The sequence below is a fragment of the Nodularia sp. UHCC 0506 genome (genome assembly GCF_034931045.1).
In the GTDB taxonomy this organism is placed as follows: Bacteria; Cyanobacteriota; Cyanobacteriia; order Cyanobacteriales; family Nostocaceae; genus Nodularia.
On sequence record NZ_JAYGHH010000027.1, the window covers coordinates 16,761 to 35,362 of the forward strand.

The window sequence follows — 18,602 nt, forward strand, 5'->3', positions numbered from 1 at the left end:
AACCTGTGAGGCTATCGTGTACACACAAATCCTGCCTGTCTGTGTTTGAGTCTGTTTTGCCCCCTAAATCCCCCAAGTTTGGGGGAATTGGAAAATCGCACCTCCCACCAAACTTGCTTTTTAGGAGACGGAGCTTGGGAGGACTAATTGAGTTGAGTTATATTTTGAGTATAAAAAATGGCCAACTTTCTATGCCTAGTCATCCCTCTCGTGAATCATCCTCAGAGCCAAAAAACTCTCTTCAAGAGAAACTGATCCGATCAATTTGGCTGCATGGAGACAAATACTGTTATTTGTTTGAAACCGATGGGTCTTATCGATTGTTAAGCACTGATCGCCGAGGTAGGTACACCATCTCAGCCAATGATCGATCTGTTTTGCTAACTTGGACAACTGATCCCTTCACTGAAGAGTTGCTGGTGCTGGAGGATGGGAGTTTGTTGATGAGTGGAAGGGCGTTTGTTGAAATTGGTATGCGATCGCCTGCGCCTTTCCTTGCTGCTCATCTCCTACCCCAACCTGATGCTGAGATCCCTGCACCCACTCCATTACAGAGTTACGAGTTTGAGATAGACACAGGCAAAATGCCTAATTATGGAACCATTACTCTACAAGGTTGCCAAGTGAGGCTGATTCATAAGGGTTATGGTGGAAATGTTTTGTCTGACGAAGTGCGTGAGTTTGATTCCCAAGAGGAAGCAGAAGACTACTACCACTCCACCATTCTCAGCAATGATCCTTACTATTCGCCTCCTTCTCACACCGAACCCGTTTACCTGGAATTATCCGACGACCATTCCCACAAGTTCTATGAAGTCAGTGTTCAAGGATTAGCTGTGATGATCCGCTATGGGCGCATTGGCACTGCCGGACAAACCTCCAGCACCACCTACAGCAGTCCTAAAAAAGCCGAAGCCGAAGCCGAGAAGAAAATCAATGAAAAGTTGAAAAAAGGCTACGACATCACGACCATTGCCCCACCTCCCCAACCTGAACCAGATTTGGATATTGCCCAATTTATTCGTCCCGCCTGGAAGCCGGTGGTTATTGAAGGGGATGGCGATCGCCTAGCTTCCAAGTTTTGCGGTCGTCCTTGGCTGGCGGAAGATGAAACATGGCCTACTTGCCCCAACTGCGCCCAGCCAATGCAACTCTTCTTTCAACTGAATTTAGCTGAGTTGCCAGAACCTGTGCGTGAGGAGTTTGGTACAGGTCTACTACAAATGTTTCACTGCATTCCTGGTGACTGCCAACCAGAGGGGGAATATGGAACAATCTATTACGGTAGAGAACCTTACCTGATTAAAAATGTCATTATTCGTCTGGTGCAGCCATTAGGCAACGGTTCAACCCCTCCTTTGCCCGAAATAGATGGCCAAGAGTATGGAATAGATTTTCCAGCCAAGACCATCACCGACTGGGTAGAAATTGAAGACTATCCCCACCCTGATGATCTCGTAGCACTGGTATATGGCTGGGATCAGGTCACAAACTGTGACCGGGGGAATGAATTGGCTGGGCGGTTAGGCTGCGAACAGTACGATGAGGTTTACCCCACGGATGAAGGCGATAAGCTGGGGGGCTACCCACGCTGGGTTCAAGATATGGAGTGTCCAGGCTGTCCTGTTTGTCACGCTCCCATGCGACAAGTGTTTCAACTAGCTTCTTGTGACAACCTTCCCTATATGTTTGGCGATATGGGTATTGCCCACGTTCTGCAATGCAAAACCCACAAAGATCAGTTTGCGTTTGTTTGGGCTGGCTGCTAGAGAGAATGCCAGAAGTAAGCATTTGTGCCTCCGTGGTTCGTTATTAAAAATTTATGTAATTTGACAGTGGGAAGGAAATAACACACAGGTTGGATCACAATCTCTTTAAAAAACCACCGTAATCATGATTGGATTCTTGTTGCTTTTCATAGTATTAATTAGCCCGACTCTGCTGATTCTCTGGAGTGCCTTGGCGCGGTTTGGGTTTAATTGGAATCTGCTGTTGATTCCAGTAGGTAGCATAGTTGGGTTTGTACTGATGGCGATCGCAGGGGCTTCTCTCTATGAGTTCATCATCTGGTTAAATGATCGTCAAACTGGTTCACCTCCGGCTGGTTCACTGGGGGCAGGAACTGGTAGGGCGATCTTAACGTTTATTTTGATGGTTTTATTTGGCTGGATTGGTTCAGGAATTGGTGCTTGGTTGGTCAGGAGGTATTGGGTCGGTTAGGATAGCTCTTTCCCTACCCCGGTTTAAAAATACAGGGCTACCAAGCTACCAAAATTTTCGCGTGTTGTGAATAAGGTTTAAGAGTCGGTTCAAAAATCAAATATTAGTCTCATATATTGGCTTTTTGAGCCTATTTTCCTCTTTAGCAAACAGTTCTATTAAAGCAACTGTTCCCACAAAAAAGGTATAAATCGCATATTTGATGGGCGTTTTTTGTTTTTTCGGTGCATAAAAAGCTGCAATTACCGCTTCAATTAAGTGCGCCGTAATCGCAAAACGTTCAATCCAAAAAATAAAATTTAGGCTACTGGGAATACTAATGTTATTGATGACTGCATAAATATTCCACAATTCCCAGCCGATAGCACTGGATATAAAAATTGTGGATATCACTTTGATCATTGTCGCCAGTGTTTTTAGGATCATCATGTATTTTTAGGGGAATTTTACCATATATAGGACTCCTATTTGAATTTTGATAGCTTGCGTGGCGTAAGCCATACAAAACTCCGTCTACCTTGATTCCTTCTTCCCTGTTCCCTACTGTTTCTTACAATGTATATTCATATACTTTCACTATCACTGAACGCTGGGTAAAATAATTGGAAATACTCCTTTGTTGAGAGTCGCGAAATAAAGTTCCACCTCAATATCGGGATAGCGATCGCGAATTGACCAATAAGCACGATTCAAATAATCTGTATGTATTTGCAATTCTTGTTCTGGATTTTTACTTAAATTAGGGTCAATCATGGTTGCATAAGCCCCACAATCTTGATGATCAATCACAATCACTTTGTTGATCTGATGTAGTCGATAGGATATATCTAGCTGATCCCAAAATGCTTCTGCATCAGATGGGTGAGGGAATCCGGCTACAGCTAAGGAAGCACCTGCTAAAGCTGTCCAATCATACTCCCCATCTATATTTTTTTTCCTTAAAAAGTAGCGTTCTGCGGTCAAAAACCGAAAGTCAATACAACTGAGAACTAAAGCTTTAGCTTGACGAATTTCGGCTTGAACAGGTGCTGCTGATTGCAGGACAGTAAAAGCTACGGCTCCGGAAAGGAGAGATTTCAGAAAATGACGACGATTAGCTAAGGGATGACAACAAAGACACTCACCAGTCTGCAATTTATTGCTAGGTTTGTTCATCTTTTATTAATAGAGTTTATGCTGAAAGCTTCACCCTATAACTTTAATACCAACAAGGTGTGATTACCCTGTTGTTGTAAAATTTTTGCTCATTTGCTCTTACTGTTTGATTAGCAGCGTCGCATCCAGGGCTTGCAGCCCCACTTCTAGAATCGGCTGCGAAAATGCGCCTAATCTAACCTAGTAAATATTATAATAGATATAAACATTATCTAAAAGTAAGAAGTAATAATGACAACTCAAGCAGAAATAATCAATCAATTAAAAGCTCTCGAAGCACTTTCTCAACAAGGAGGGTATAGTGATATTTTGGCTTCATCACTCAGAAAGATTATCAATCAAGAAAGAGAAAATATTCAACAGCAAATGAAAGAATTAGAAAATGATTTACAAGCATTTGAACAACAGTATCAATTATCATCGGCAGATTTTTATCAACAGTTTAAAACAGGTCAATTAGGAGATGAAGCAGATTTTGTGGAATGGAGTGCTTTTTATCAAATGTGGTCTGATTTAGAAGCTCGTTTAATGTTACTTCAATCTTAATTGAATATGATAGTTCAGGATTATTTAACGGAAATAAAAGCTAAATTAATTACCAGTTCGATAATTGATAAAATTTCTATTGTTAAAGAACGAGCATTATCCGATAAGGCAAGTCCCTGATTCACCAGTAATGACACCTTGGGATTGCAATACAGCCGCAACGCGTAAAATTACAGCTTCATTGTAGGGTGCGGCGATGATTTGCACACCCAAAGGTAAAGCATTTGGTAGTTGAATTGGTACTGATAAAACGGGTAAGCCAATGAAAGATAATGGTTGTGTGAATAATCCCAAATGAGGACGCACTAGAATTTCTTCACCATCTAAAATCATGGTTTTTTGACCAATTAGCGGCGCAGAAATCGGTGTGGTGGGGGCGAGAATTATATCTACATTTTGCCAGATTTCCCGGAAGCGATCGCCATACCAACTTCTAAACCGTTGTGCTTGTATGTACCAACTACTCGGTATTAATGCCCCCGCCAAAAAGCGATCGCGTGTAGCCGGATCAAAATCCTGGGGACGGGACTTTAATTGCTCTAAATGTAGATTTGCCCCTTCACTAGCGGTAATTACAAAGGCTGCTGCTCTGGCGCGATGGGCTTCAGGGATAGTTACATAGTCAGTTACACTTAAAGCATCCGCTACTGTTTGTACTGCGGCTAAAGCTTCTGGTGATGCACCTTGAGTAAAATAATCATTTGCGATCGCTATTTTGATATTAGAGATATCTTGATATAATTGTGGTACACATAATTCGGGAGAGCGTTTTGTACAAACTGGGTCACGCTGATCTTCACCTTGCAGCAGATCAAAAGCTGTAGCAATATCCTCGACCGAACAGGCAAAAGTGCCAACATGGTCAAGACTGCTAGAAAATAAAGCTACTCCAGTACGAGACAAGCGCCCATAAGTGGGTTTAAAGCCCAACACGCCGCACAAAGCCGCCGGAACCCGAATTGAACCATTTGTATCAGAACCCAGGGTCAGAGGGACTAAACCCGCCGCTACAGCCGCAGATGAACCACCAGAGGAACCACCAGCTATGCGTTGTAAATCGTGGGGGTTGTGGGTAGCACCATAATGGGAATTTTCTGTAACAAATCCATAGGCGTACTCATCCATATTTAAAGCCCCAACCAGTATCGCCCCTGCTTGTTTTAACTTGGCTACTGCTGTCGCGTCTTGGTTAGCTGGGGGATTTTCGGCATTGATTTTCGACCCGGCTAAAGTTGTTAAACCAGCGATATCGTAGAGATTTTTCACCGCAAAAGGCACACCAGCCAATAAACCGGGATTTTTACCTTGGGCGATTTCCTGATCAATTTTAGCTGCATCAATTAAAGCAGTTTCCGCAGTTATGGCTGTAAAACAATTGAGTTGAGGATTTTGTGTAGTAATTCTAGCTAAAGCAGCTTTAGTAACTTCCACCGCGCTAACTTCGCCTCTACGCACAGCCGCAGCAATTGATACAGCATCATTCATGGTTCAAACACAGAAGCAGGTTCAACTTCCTCTGGTAAAGGAAACTCATTCACTAATTGAGCGATCGCCTTAATTATCTCAAAATTCTGCACCACCCTATCAACATATTCATCTCCAAGCTGTAACCCCAACAACAAAGCCATCTCCTCAACATAACTCCTCATTTCTCCTCCTCTGCGTCCTCTGCGCCTCTGTGGTTCGTGAAATCAATGAACAGTTATCACGCCGATATAGTAAGGGATTTCAACCCAATTATGGCTGATAACTGATAACTGTTAAATCCTCATCAAAGCCCCAGGGCCAAGAGGTAAACCCAAAACAAACCAGATAATTAACAGCATAGACCACCCCAACAAAAAGGCGATCGCATAAGGTAACATCATAGCTATCAACGTCCCCATGCCTAAATTCTGATCATATTTCTGCCCAAAAGCCACCACCAAAGGAAAATAAGGCATCAACGGCGTAATAATATTAGTTGTAGAATCACCAATGCGATATGCAGCTTGGGTTAACTCTGGAGAATAACCCATTAACATAAACATTGGTACAAACACAGGAGCCATAATAGCCCACTTTGCCGAAGCTGAACCCACAAATAAATTCAGCAACATACTAACTAAAATAAATAATATTAATAATGGTGCGCCTGTAATACCTGTAGACTTGAGAAAATCCGCCCCATTGATCGACATAATCGCGCCTAAATTACTCCAGCTAAAATAGGCAATAAATTGAGCCGCAATGAACGCTAAAACAATATAATATCCCATAGCACTCATGGAATGACTCAAAGCTTGAGCTACATCTTTGTCATTTTGAATAGTGCCGGCGACTTTGCCATAAAAAATGCCTGGAATCAGAAAAGCTAAGGCAATAATAAATACAATACTATCAAGAAAAGGTGACGGGATAATTGTAAAATTTTCTGGATGTCGTAAAATTCCTTGTGGTGGTAAAACCATCACCAGCAAAAAAACGATAAATGCTAATAAAACATAACCAGCCCGTCGTAAACCTTTATTTTCAGATGCGCTAAGTTGTGACATTTGAAAATCTACTTCTCCGACATAATTACCCAATCTTGGTTCAACAATTTTTTCTGTGACAAACCAACCAATGAGAGTAATTAAAAATGTGGAAACTGCCATAAAATAATAATTAGCCGTGGCATTCACTGCATAATTAGGATTAATTAATTCAGCCGCACTTTGGGTTAATCCAGCCAGCAACGGGTCAAGGGAACTAATCAGTAAATTTGCACTAAAACCACCAGATACACCCGCAAAAGCCGCAGCTAAACCAGCTAAAGGATGCCGTCGAAAGGCTAAAAAGATAATTGCACCCAGGGGTACAAGTACTACATAACCCGCATCCGCAGCAAGATTAGCCATAATCCCGGCAAATACAACCACGGGACAGATAAATTTACTAGGGGCAATTAATACTATTTTTCGTAATAATGCTGAAAGCAAACCAGTGTATTCGGCAACACCTACGCCTAACATAGCCACCAACACAGCACCCAAAGGGGGAAAATCAGTAAAATTTTTGACAGCAGAAGTAAAAATGCGGCGGATACCTTCAGGGGTGAGTAAAGAAACCGCAACGATAGTTTCACCGTTTCCAGGATGGACTACAGATAGATTTGCCGCAGATGCGATCGCACTAACTGCAATTACCATTAAAGATAATAGAAAAAATATTGTCAGTGGGTCGGGGAGTTTGTTTCCCACAAATTCAATGAAGGTTAAAACTTTTCCCAACCAAGCAAATTTGAGATTTTTCTGAGGATTCATGGTGTCCGTAATTGTCTAGCGCGTACCCGTTCAGCACTACCAGTAGGAATGGAAGCAATTAATTTTTGGGTATATTCTTCCTTGGGTTCTAGGTAAATACTTTCGGCTGTTCCTTGTTCTACAATTTGACCACGATTCATGACTAAAATGCGATCGCTCATAAATTTAACTACACTTAAATCATGAGAAATAAAAATATAAGTCAGTTGAAATTCCTCTTGCAATTCCTTCAGCAGATTTAACACCTGCGCCTGTACAGACACATCCAACGCCGAAACCGACTCATCGCAGATAATAAACTTGGGATTTAAAGCCAAAGTCCGCGCAATACAAACCCGTTGGCGTTGACCACCAGAAAACTGATGAGGATAGCGGGACATTGCATCTGCATTTAAACCCACCCGTTCTAAAAGTTCAACTACACGTTCTCGGCGTTGTTTCTTGGTTTTCCCCACAGAGTGAATTAACAACGGTTCCATCACCGCATCCCCAATTTTCATTCGGGGGTCTAGAGAACTAAAAGGATTTTGAAAAACAATTTGCATTTCTCGCCGCAACTTCTGCAACGCTTCGCCTTTGAGAGTAGTAATATTTTGACCCTGAAAAATAATTTCCCCACCCATCGGTTCAATTAAACGTAGTAAACTTCTACCCAGGGTAGTTTTACCACAACCAGATTCTCCCACCAAACCCAGTGTTTCCCCTGGCTTGACATCAAAAGAAACATGATTAACCGCCATATTGTAGCGTTTTGTGATCCCAAATACGCCCCGCACCGGAAAACCCACCTGGAGGTCGCGGATTTCTAATAAAGGTGATTTATTATTGAGGTTGTCCCACCTTTGAGATATCTCCTCAATGCTGATTTCTGGAGGACGTTGGGGTTCTTTCGCTTGAATTATTTCTTTACCATTTGGCGTTTCTTCCACACTCATATAGTCAGAAACGGTCAGCAGTTTATGAGGACGGCGGTTGAGTGTAGGGCGACAAGCTATTAAACCCTTAGTATAAGGATGTTGAGGACTATGAAAAATTTGTTCGGCTGCACCGTATTCGACAATTTGACCTTTGTACATTACCGCTACTTGGTCAGCAATTTCTGAAATCAGTCCCAAGTCGTGGGTAATAAAAATCATCGCCATATCACGGCTTTGCTGCAATTCTGCCAACAACTCTAGAATAGTTGCTTGCACAGTCACATCTAAAGCCGTAGTTGGTTCATCAGCAATCAATAGTAAAGGATTACAAGAAATAGCCATTGCAATCATCACCCGTTGTAGCTGACCTCCAGAAAGTTGATGCGGGTAACGTTCGAGGATAGCTGCTTTTTGCTGCTTGACTAATTTAGCCAACTTTAATCCATCTGCTTGACCTGAAGTTTCCAGACACTGCTGTTGTATAATCTCATCACTAGGTAAAAGTTTAACTTCTTGCAAGAGCGCGATCGCAATGCGTTTGGCTTCAGTTTCCGAAACATTCTGATGCTGCTGAATCGCTTCAGCCATCTGAAACCCAATAGTAAAAACCGGATTTAGCGAACTCATCGGTTCTTGAAAAATCATGGCGATATCGCCGCCTCGGTGAAGCTGCATTTGTTGTGGGGGTAACTCCACCAAATTAATGGGTTTAGCATCAGGCTGGGAACGAAAGCAAACCTCACCACCGCCAATCTTACCGGGACTTTGCAACAAACCCATCACAGCCAATGCTGTCACCGATTTACCACTACCCGATTCCCCGACTATTCCTAGAGTTTCACCGCGATTAATCTCAAAGGATATATCATCAACAGCTTTGACACTGCTACCATCACTGGAAAATTCAACTTGTAGATTACGAACCTCTAGGACAGTTTCACTCATAGGAATCAGGTAATGAATATTTACAGCAAATTATTTGGATTTTACTAAACTGAGATTTTGTACCCAATCTTATCCCAATTTCACCAAATCAAGTTAGTGCAGTCAGTTTCCTGATCCTTTTTCGTCGGGTTTGTTGTCACGTAGCGCAACGCACCATCCTAGATTCTCAGTGCATTAGAACTAACATCCATAAGAGACTTCCAAATAAAAAAATATCCCGTCGTTTTGAGAGCAGGGGGGCAGGGAGCGGGGAGCAGGGGGAGGAAAGGTCATTTTAGTTGCAGAAATTTAGGTCAACTTTTTTGTGGAGTTCTCTAAATACACCCTACGGAAATCTTTGTGACAATCGGTAGAGGTTACGAATATCTTCAAAGGTATTACTGAAGCAACGCCATAGGTGTAGGAGGGACTCGTACTAAAAGATGCGATTTCAAAGTTCCAGGTAGCTTGGGGGGTAAAACATATCCATCTTGACTCGCTTGATAAAGCTGGCTGAACTCCAACAAATCAGTTATACAATCCTCTGTTAAATCAACAAAATGGTATGTATATTTTTGCGGACAAACCAACGTCGCAGCACAAGAATATTTTTTAACGCAAGTCCATAAACATCCCACAGCCTGAATATTAATAGTGCTGTAAACTGAATCGTTTTTTTGCACTTCCAGCAACTTGACCAATAGTTGATTTCCTTCGGCGCGTTCGTCTGCTTCTTCGTGAGAGAGAACGGTACTGCAAGATTTACAAACAAATAAAGTATGAATTGTCATGGCGACTTGATAAAAAATAAATAAACAAAATATTTAACCCTAAATTAACATAAATAAAGCTTTCATCAATCTTATGATTGATTAATCAGATATTTAAATAAATCATCAATAATTGCGTTAGCAGCTAACATACCACTACCAATCCAGTAATCTGGAACTACATAAACTTTATTTGCTTGTACAGCTTTTAAATTTTTCCACAGAGGATTTGCTTGTAATTCCTCTAATTTCTTTTTAGCAGTTTGATTGCCTTTGGCGTTATTTTCGTATGTCCAAATAAATATCACATCACCATCGGCTTTTTCGATTAATTCATTACCTATAGACACTTGAATCGGATTACCAAATAATTTTTCTGCCTCTGATGCAGTGTAATTTTGGGATTCTGGACGAGACAATCCCGCATCTTGTAAAACTATTCCGCAGAAGGAATCAAGTAGATAAAGGTTTATTTTATCTGGATAGACGCGCACCACAGAAACTTTAAATTTTGATAAATCATTACCCATTTGCTGCTTAAATTCTTTGAGACGTTGGTAATAATCTTCCATTACTTGTTGCCCAACTTCTTTCTTACCTAACGCCACACTAATATTTGTAAATACCTCTTTCCATTGACCACTGTGTTGATATGTTAATAAAACTGTGGGAGCAATTTTTGAAGTAATAGGATAAATATCTTTGTGATATCCAGAACCCACAATTAAATCTGGTTTGAGTACGAGAATACTTTCTAAGTTAGGTTCGCCAATTTTACCGATGTTTTTGACTCCTGTTAGCTGATCTTGCCAATATGATGAAAAATCTGAGAACACAGCACCAATAGGTTTAACCCCTAATGCGATCGCATTTTCAGCATCATCTAAAGTCACCAGTCGCTCAAACTTTTCGGGAACACAGGTGATACCCGCAGCGTGTTCAACATCACGACAAGCTGTGTTTGTTATCTGTTCATTCACAGGTAGAGAACCACCACGATGACAAGCTACAGTTACGATGAGAGTAAACAATATTGTGAACACCAATCGCCAGCAGCGAGTTAAGCGTTTGAATTTGATATAACTGTCATTCATGATGGTTACTTCTACCCCAAACCTGAGTTGTTTAAAATGTCACAGAAAAACTACCAATAACCGTTAATGGTGCGCCCGGTTCTATGGCTACTCTCCCAAAATTTGCTCCGAGAAAATACTTTTGATTAAACAGATTTTGGATATTAACACCCGCACGCCAATTATCACGTTGATAGTAGATTGCTGCGTCTGTTCTCAGATAACTGGGGATGATATAGGTATTGCTGGAGTCACCTTGGCGATCGCCTACATAAAACAAACCTAACCCTAAACCTAACCCTTGCAAATCACCTTGTTGTAATTCGTAAGTTGTCCACAAACTGGCCGTATTAAATGGGACATTCGCTGGACGATTTCCCTGCAAACCGTCATTATCTTTGGTAATCTCGGCATCAATATAGGAATAAGATGCGATCACATTCCAACCAGGACTAATTTCTCCCGCTACATTGAGTTCAATACCCTGGTTGCGTTGTTCACCTACAGGAAGGAGAAAGTCTGGATTAGCAAGATCAGTGGCAGCAATGTTTGATTTTGTAATGTGATAAGCTGCTAAAGTAGCCGCTAATCTGCCATCCAAAAATTCACCTTTTACTCCTACTTCGTATTGAGTTCCCCGTTCAGGTTCTAGAAATGAACCATCTACTCTTGTACCAAAGTTTGGTTGAAATGATTGGCTGTAACTAGCATAAAGAGAAATAGGTTGAATAGGTTGATAAACAATACCGAATCTGGGAGTGAAAGCAGAATCGTAGCGATTAGATTCAGAATCATTCCGTAAATTCTTACTGTTTTGATCGACAATATCCAACCTTCCACCCACAAGCAATTTGAAATTATCTGCAAACGCTATTTGGTCTTGCAAGAAAATTCCTAAACCATCGTTGCTATTCTGGTTATTACGCACAACGTTGGTTAATTCTTCTAAACCAGGTCTGGGTATGACGTTGTAAATTGGATTGAATACATTAATACTTGGTGTAATTCCTCCAGGTAATCGCTTCTGAGTTCCCCCTGATGTAGCTCTAGCTAAGTCAACACCAAACAAAAGAGTATGATTAATTGAACCTGTAGTAAACTTACCAACTAAATCAGTTTGTAAAGTATAAGTTTCGCTATAGTCATCATTGGATCTAAAGTTCCGTGTAAGAATGCCTGTTGTTTCATCTAATCTCACAGGTTCAGCACGATAATCAAAAGCATCTGAACTTTGATATCGAAAGGCATTGCGTATTTTCCAATTATCGTTAAAATTATGCTCTAAACGATAGCTCAAGCCTATTTCTTCAACTTTTCTGAAATCATCTGGTTCACCAAAAAAACGCTCTAGAGGAGTGTCAATGATACCCTCTCCAAAGGCTAAAAATCCCCGGTCAAATGGACGCTCATCGTTGAGATAGTCGAATTGAAATGTTAAGTTGGTTGCTTTGCCAATTTCCCATTTTAAAGTAGGTGAAATAAAGAATCTTTGAACATCTTGATTAAAATCACGGAAACCGTTTGAAGTTTCGTAAACAGAGTTAAGCCTATATAGCAGAGTTTTATCAGAATTTAGTGGACCTGAGATGTCAATACTAGGGCGAAATGTCGAAAAACGACCCACTGACAATTCAGCATTATAGTAGGGATCTCTCAGAGGCTGCTTTGTAATTAAATTAATTACTCCTCCAGGCTCAACGCCACCATATAAAACTGAAGCTGGACCTTTGAGAACTTCTATCCGTTCGACGTTGGCGGTTTCTCTAATACCACCTCGTCCATCTTTGAAACCATCAACTAAAATACCACCACCAAAAGTACCGCCACCAAAAAATCCCCTAATACCAATTTGGTCTGCGGTACCAGCAAACCCACCATCTTGAAGTACACCTCCAACATTCAGCAGTGCATCTCTTAAACGAGTCACTCTTTGATCTCTAATCACTTGTTCAGGAATTACTTGAATAGTCTGAGGAATGTCTCGGATCAGAGTATCAGTTCTAGTTCCAGTGGAAGCATTGGGTACACGGTATCTATCTTGCTGACCTGTGACTAATAATTCAATCGGTTCTGGAGTTTCAGTGCTGGTTTGTTCTTCTGCTGGTGTTTGTGGTGTCTGTGGTGTTTGAGTAGTAGACACGGTGGAAATAACACCAAAAATCAAACCTTCGTCACTATCAAATAACTCAACTTGTGGCGCACTAGCTTCACCTGTCACCGTCAGCCGAATGGTGTTTGCATCCAGGTTAGTAACTGTAATTTCATTAATTCCCGCCGTGGGTTTTTCTTGACTGACAACATCACCATTAGGTAAGCTTAATTGAGCATTAGGAATGTCAACAATATAACTATTCCCTTGACTCTGATTGGTTAGTTGCAGTTTATCTGATTGATTATTTACTAAAATTACATCTATGCCTGTGTCTGTTGCTTGTAACTTGACACCTGTTACCTGAATCAGAGACTGAGCCAGTAACGGCTGAATATTTAACTGTTCTATGCTACTTAATTCAGAAGTTTTACCTATTGGTTTTTGGTTGTCTTCAGCTAAAGCAGGTAAACTCACCCACACGAAAGCCAAACCTGTCATCCAAGCTAGTTTTTGCACTTGATTTAACATCACTCTCTTCACCACATAAATCACGGACTAGGGAATTAGGAGCTAAGGATTAAGAAATACTTTCATTACCATTAGCCACTAATAGGTTAAATTAATAATTACTATCAAAAAGATTACAGGAAAATTCTGATGTATGGGTTAATACTGCGATCGCTAGACGGAGTTTTTGCGATCGCTAGACGGAGTTTTTTAATTTTTGTCGTTTGTCATTGAGATAAATTCCCGGATTTACGCCAAATTTACGCCGGAATGAGGCGGCAAAATAACCTCGATTGGCAAATCCTACGGCTTTTGCGGCTTCAGTTACCGTGAGTCTACCGGCTGCTAACATTTGGCGCGATCGCTCCATGCGACAATCATGCAGATAGCCAAACACTGTAGTTTCAAACACCTGCTTAAATCCCACTTTCAACTTATTATCATTAATTCCCACCATCCGCGCCAACTCCATCAACGAAGGTGGCTGATCCAACCGCGTCAATAAAATTTCACTGGCGTAATGAATGCGCTCAATGTCTTCTGCATTTAAACTTTTGCTGGTTGTCTCCACCGTCTGAATTTCCAGGAATTGATCAACCTGAAGCGCCATCAATTCCCAAACTTTGCTTTCCAGATACACCCGCTTTGTGTTTCCCTGATACGGACAGCCTAACAGTTGTTGTAGTGCCATTTGCATTGCCGGGGTAGTCTTACCGTGACGTTCATAGTATTTTTGGTCTGATTTACGGATTAATGGTTGCAAATTTGCTGGTAGTTCTCCCATATTGCCAAACCACTGGCAAAATAACTCAGGTTCTACATGAACACTCACCCAGGTGACTGGTTGAAGCGGTGAATATTCTAAATTTTCCCCTGGTGCTAAACCGCTACCAAAAAAGCCATAGCTTCCAGCCTTCACACCTGAAAGCTCAAAAGTATACTCAATCTGATGTTCTCGATCAGAGGATTTTGTAATTAACTCTTCATACAACTGATAGTTGGCAATATGTAAATCTAATCCTGCTCGTAAATCGATATACTGAGTGTAACCGTTACCAAGTCTCACAGGATACTGATAAGTGACATCAAATCCATCAGATGTATCAGGTGTGGGTTGATTCTGCTCACTTTCATAGATGAGTTCATGGTAAGCCGATTGGGAGAGGTTGAGAGTCATAGGGTCATTTGCTACCGGCAACCTTGCAACGCGTATGCTTAATTGTCAGCAATTGGAGATTTTAATAAGAATTACTTGCAACTATTAAACCACATTTATCACTAAAATACTGAGATTTATACTAATTCATTGTTGTGATGCTCAAGGAAAGTCGCAGTTTTAACAGCCGTCGTCGGTGCGTCGGATACTCTTTAAATTACTTGTGTGTACATCGTAGGGGGTAGGGTCGAAATCATATCACCTCACAACTAATCGAGATAAATTCCATTTATGGGCGATACAATGTATTCCATCGCACGATAAAACTTAAACTTAATCCTATACCTACGCTCATAGTCAACTGATTCTTACGGTGGACGTTAGAGATAAAAATAGCCGCTACCGTCATAAATGAAGGCAATAATCATCACAAATATTCGATACAAAGCAATTGCATTCAAAACCGGGAGCATATTTATTATGGACTGGTCTAAAAATCTACAGCAATTCCAAGACTTCGTATTATTCAAATTTCCTCAGCCACCATACTTCTTACTTTCAATTGGACTGTTAATTAGCCTTCTTTGTGGATTACCATTTGCGATTACACTGCAAAAACGAGTGCAAGATTGGATGAAAAATCATTCTTCTAGCACCTTACCCCGGTGGGCCAAATTACAACTTTTAATTCCTTTTATCGGAACTGCCATTGGTGTTTGTATTGCCTTTGCCTCCTTGTTAGAAATTTTTGGTTTACCGACTCTGCCTGCTTATTTGATATCTTTACTAAGTACAATATTAGCGGCTTCATGGATTTGGTCGGAAATCGGACATCTTTTAGGTCGAAGACTTTTACGTTCCTATTTAGCTCAGTCTGCCAAATTGTCTCACCAAAGGTAGAAGTAAGTTTTAATGCCAAAATGTAAATTTTTAAGAAGTTAAAGTTATGTAAATCAAGATGAACAATCGATGCTATACAATTCTCGATCTGCCATCTACAAGCAGTTAAGAATTTAGCTGTAATTGCAAAATTTTAGTTACTCAAGTTTGCATCTAAGTATTTTATGGTAGATTTAATAATCAGTAGAACACTAGAATATATGTAGAGTTGCGTAGCTTGCCGTTAGGCATAAAAGTTATTTGTAAGGATAGGGAACAGGGAACAGTTATCTGTCATCCCCAAATTTTCTGATTTATTCAACCCAAAATTTACACTTTTGATGGTACACCATTCAAAAACCTTATTGGGCATCTTTAAAAGTGGCTCAATTAATCCCAGTATTGATTTAGGGGACTTTTTTGCTCAACCTCTGCAAGCAAGTAGCGGGAATTTAAGGTGAACATAGAACAATTCATTCAAAGCACAGAAGCACTACACAGCCGTTTAGCAGATTTGTACCAAACTGCTAGCGTCTTACCTTGGATTCCGCCAGAATTGCTGCCCCAAGCTTTTAAGGAACTCTATAGTACTTCCAAAATGGTGCAATTAGCGGCAGAGGAACTTTATCAGCAAAATGAAGAACTGATTCAAACACGCAACTTGCTAGAAACTGAACGCCAACGCTACCAGGATTTATTCGAGTTTGCACCAGACGGCTATTTGGTCACTAATGGCGAAGGAATCATCCAAGAAGCTAATCTAGCCGCAGCAAAATTGCTCAATGTTTCCAGGCAATTACTCATAGGCAAACCCATAGTTAACTTTGTCCACCTCGAAGAAAGACAGTTGTTTCGCAGTGAACTTGGCCAGCTATGTCAGTCAGACAGAGTTAGAGAGTTAGTAGTGCGTCTACAACAAAATCACGGCGAGTATTTTGACGCAGCTTTAACAGTGGCTGTAGTACGTAATCAACAAGGTAACGCCAATTCTCTGCGTTGGTTGTTACGTAATATCAATCAACGTCAGAAACAGAAAACAGAACTAATCGACAATAACAGTGATCTAATTCAGGATCGGCCTATACATCAACATACTAAAGGAGAAACTATTCCCCTCAATCCTTTAGTCGTTTGGTATGTTCGCCAGGGCTTAGTGAAGCTGAATACTTTTTGTGAAACCGGCGAAGAAATATTAATAGGATTAGCTGCACAAGATATGATTTTTGGCTCTAATATGACTTCTTTACCCATTTATCAAGCCACAGCCTTGTCAGATGTGGAGTTAGTCTCAATTTACGTAGCAGAAATCGCCGTCAACCCAATTCTGAGCCATATTTTGTTACCCAAAATCAATCAACGCTTACAACAAACAGAATGTTTTTTAGTAATTGCTGGTAAGCGTCGGGTGGAAGAAAGACTTTACCATCTATTACAACTTTTAAAACAGCAAATTGGCGAGCCAGTAGCAGAAGGCACTCGCTTAAGTGTTCGCTTTACTCATGAAGATATTGCTAGTGCTTGCTGTACTACCAGAGTGACAATTACCAGATTAATGGGAAAATTACAACAAGAAGGTTTAATTAGTTTTGACTCCAAAAAATATATTATTTTGAAAGACTAATAATACCAATACAAAATAATTAGGGTTTGCTGTTCGCTTCAGAAAGCGTTAATAAAAAGGCCAGGTTTTTCACTGTTTTTATGGCGTGGCGTGCGTTAGCAGGGAGAAAAATAAAGACTCCCGATTCTAAGACTAGCTCTTTTCCTTCCAGGGTCAATATACCCTGCCCTTCAATTACATTTACAGTGGCATTGCAAGGAGAACTATGTTCGGCGATGTGCATTCCCGCCGCCAATGACATCAGTGTATATCGGCAGTTTCCATCTTCCAGCAGAATTTTGCTCTTAACTCCAGTTTGAGGATATTCAATCATATCCGCCCAACGAATTGCGTTAGTATTCAAAGACATGATGGTTGCGGCCATGGAATTATTCCTTGATTGCAGTGAGATGATTAAATACTAGAATTAAAATATTTAAATATCATCTACTGGGAGTAGGGAAAAAATCAACTATTTTCTCCCTCATCCCTCTTATCTCCCTCGGCTGACTTCTAACATCAACTTTGAGTCCCAAGTGTAGTAGCCAATTTTTTCAGGTACTCTAGAAAATCGCCCGGTGCGATAGCCTCGCGATAGTTCGTTCAGCACTTTGGTTTTGACTTCTCGTACTTGCTGCTCATCTAGTTCACCATAAAGACCGGTGATGATTTGGGCTACACTGAACACTCTCCCTGAATGTTTTTCTAAGAAATCAGAAAGAGCATCTATCAAAAATTGATTCTCAAATTCTGCCAGCATGGGGACAACGTTGGAATTCACGGTTGGGGAAGGTTTATTCCTGTTGTACTTGGCAGTTTGAGAGTAAATTTTAGTCTTGTTGGAGTTGACTAAACTTAAGTTCAGAGTGTAACAACCAGGTTCGTCAGGAATCGCCGACCAAGCCTTTCTTTCTCTACCCTGTGTCAGCGAGGATTGGACTCTACCTTTAACGACTTTGAAGATAGGTGGCTCTAACTCGCCATAAAGCGATCGCACAATAAAATCTATATGACAAACTGTGCCAAGATGTTCATGCAGCAGACTCTTGATGGCTTCCATCCGAGTTAGAGATTGATACTCAGGTAGCATGGGAATGTCTGGTACTTTGACTGATTTATCTTGACTCTCTAGAGACTCTGGAATCTCTGTAGTTCTCTGGTCAGAAGTATCTATTTTCCCGTTTGCTGAATCTTGTAATTCAGACTGAATAGAGTTAACAGTTTGGTCAGGTGATGAAAATGAGTCTTTTTCCGCCGGTGCAAAGAGCTGATGACGCATCTGAACGGTTTCTAGATGAGCGATCGCGTTTGAAGTAGAAGAGCTATTAGACAACAAAGCATCTACATGATTGAGCTGCGATCGCGCCTGTGTGTATAAGCTTTCATACTCTTCTACCAAGCGAGCATAGTAGTCTCGTAATTCTAACAGTGGAGAAAGAAAAGCTTCAGGTGGTTCTAATGGTGAGAGATTATTCATAC

At 40.8% G+C, this 18,602-nt stretch carries 17 protein-coding genes; 5 read left to right on the plus strand and 12 right to left on the minus strand.

From position 1 onward, the window contains the following. The first annotated feature begins 293 nt into the window (after positions 1 to 293). Complete coding sequence (locus tag VB654_RS15310; protein ID WP_323214641.1) at positions 294 to 1,769, plus strand: WGR domain-containing protein; 1,476 nt, start codon at positions 294 to 296, stop codon at positions 1,767 to 1,769. A gap of 124 nt (positions 1,770 to 1,893) precedes the next feature. Beyond that, a complete protein-coding gene (locus tag VB654_RS15315) occupies positions 1,894 to 2,220 on the plus strand; it encodes a hypothetical protein (protein ID WP_323214642.1) in 327 nt (108 codons plus the stop codon). Positions 2,221 to 2,316: 96 nt separating this feature from the next. Here VB654_RS15315 and VB654_RS15320 read toward each other — a convergent pair whose 3' ends face one another. Continuing rightward, entirely contained in the window at positions 2,317 to 2,649 is a 333-nt protein-coding gene (locus tag VB654_RS15320; protein ID WP_323214643.1) for a hypothetical protein, read from the minus strand. Between the two features lie 150 nt (positions 2,650 to 2,799). Next, a complete protein-coding gene (locus tag VB654_RS15325; protein WP_323214644.1) occupies positions 2,800 to 3,375 on the minus strand; it encodes a carbonic anhydrase in 576 nt (191 codons plus the stop codon). A gap of 231 nt (positions 3,376 to 3,606) precedes the next feature. Here VB654_RS15325 and VB654_RS15330 point away from each other — a divergent pair, with 231 nt between their 5' ends. Further along, positions 3,607 to 3,921 (plus strand): hypothetical protein, encoded by a 315-nt coding sequence (locus VB654_RS15330; RefSeq protein WP_323214645.1) that lies wholly within the window; start codon positions 3,607 to 3,609, stop codon positions 3,919 to 3,921. Between the two features lie 96 nt (positions 3,922 to 4,017). Here the strand turns inward: VB654_RS15330 and VB654_RS15335 are convergent, their stop codons facing one another. The 8 genes from VB654_RS15335 to VB654_RS15370 form a co-directional block, all read right to left on the minus strand. After that, the gene (locus tag VB654_RS15335) at positions 4,018 to 5,406 is read right to left on the minus strand and encodes an AtzE family amidohydrolase (protein WP_323214646.1); all 1,389 of its coding nucleotides are present in this window, start codon (positions 5,404 to 5,406) and stop codon (positions 4,018 to 4,020) included. Continuing rightward, positions 5,403 to 5,570: a DUF4089 domain-containing protein gene (locus VB654_RS15340; RefSeq protein ID WP_323214647.1), complete on the minus strand. Its 168-nt coding sequence runs from the start codon at positions 5,568 to 5,570 to the stop codon at positions 5,403 to 5,405. Before VB654_RS15340 ends, VB654_RS15335 begins: the two co-directional genes overlap by 4 nt. Before the next feature lie 111 nt (positions 5,571 to 5,681). After that, the gene (locus VB654_RS15345; protein ID WP_323214648.1) at positions 5,682 to 7,205 is read right to left on the minus strand and encodes an AbgT family transporter; all 1,524 of its coding nucleotides are present in this window, start codon (positions 7,203 to 7,205) and stop codon (positions 5,682 to 5,684) included. Further along, positions 7,202 to 9,067 carry an ABC transporter ATP-binding protein gene (locus tag VB654_RS15350; protein WP_323214649.1) on the minus strand — a complete coding sequence of 622 codons (1,866 nt, stop codon included), beginning with the start codon at positions 9,065 to 9,067 and terminating at the stop codon, positions 7,202 to 7,204. Before VB654_RS15350 ends, VB654_RS15345 begins: the two co-directional genes overlap by 4 nt. Positions 9,068 to 9,444: 377 nt before the next feature. Further along, entirely contained in the window at positions 9,445 to 9,837 is a 393-nt protein-coding gene (locus VB654_RS15355; protein WP_323214650.1) for a DUF1636 domain-containing protein, read from the minus strand. Between the two features lie 71 nt (positions 9,838 to 9,908). Continuing rightward, positions 9,909 to 10,910 (minus strand): iron-siderophore ABC transporter substrate-binding protein, encoded by a 1,002-nt coding sequence (locus tag VB654_RS15360; protein WP_323214651.1) that lies wholly within the window; start codon positions 10,908 to 10,910, stop codon positions 9,909 to 9,911. Between the two features lie 31 nt (positions 10,911 to 10,941). Continuing rightward, complete coding sequence (locus VB654_RS15365; protein ID WP_323214652.1) at positions 10,942 to 13,509, minus strand: TonB-dependent siderophore receptor; 2,568 nt, start codon at positions 13,507 to 13,509, stop codon at positions 10,942 to 10,944. Positions 13,510 to 13,684: 175 nt separating this feature from the next. After that, entirely contained in the window at positions 13,685 to 14,665 is a 981-nt protein-coding gene (locus VB654_RS15370; RefSeq protein WP_323214653.1) for an AraC family transcriptional regulator, read from the minus strand. A 459-nt stretch (positions 14,666 to 15,124) separates the two neighbouring features. Between VB654_RS15370 and VB654_RS15375 the strand changes: the two genes are divergently transcribed. Together VB654_RS15375 and VB654_RS15380 are read left to right on the plus strand one after the other, a co-directional pair. Further along, entirely contained in the window at positions 15,125 to 15,544 is a 420-nt protein-coding gene (locus VB654_RS15375) for a hypothetical protein (RefSeq protein WP_323214654.1), read from the plus strand. 436 nt (positions 15,545 to 15,980) lie between these two features. Next, a complete protein-coding gene (locus tag VB654_RS15380; protein WP_323214655.1) occupies positions 15,981 to 17,144 on the plus strand; it encodes a helix-turn-helix domain-containing protein in 1,164 nt (387 codons plus the stop codon). A 19-nt stretch (positions 17,145 to 17,163) separates the two neighbouring features. Here the strand turns inward: VB654_RS15380 and VB654_RS15385 are convergent, their stop codons facing one another. Both VB654_RS15385 and VB654_RS15390 read right to left on the minus strand, forming a co-directional pair. Then, positions 17,164 to 17,508 (minus strand): cupin domain-containing protein, encoded by a 345-nt coding sequence (locus VB654_RS15385; RefSeq protein WP_323214656.1) that lies wholly within the window; start codon positions 17,506 to 17,508, stop codon positions 17,164 to 17,166. Positions 17,509 to 17,616: 108 nt separating this feature from the next. Then, positions 17,617 to 18,600, minus strand: coding sequence for a hypothetical protein (locus tag VB654_RS15390; protein WP_323214657.1), 984 nt, complete (start codon positions 18,598 to 18,600; stop codon positions 17,617 to 17,619). Between the last annotated feature and the right edge of the window lie 2 nt (positions 18,601 to 18,602).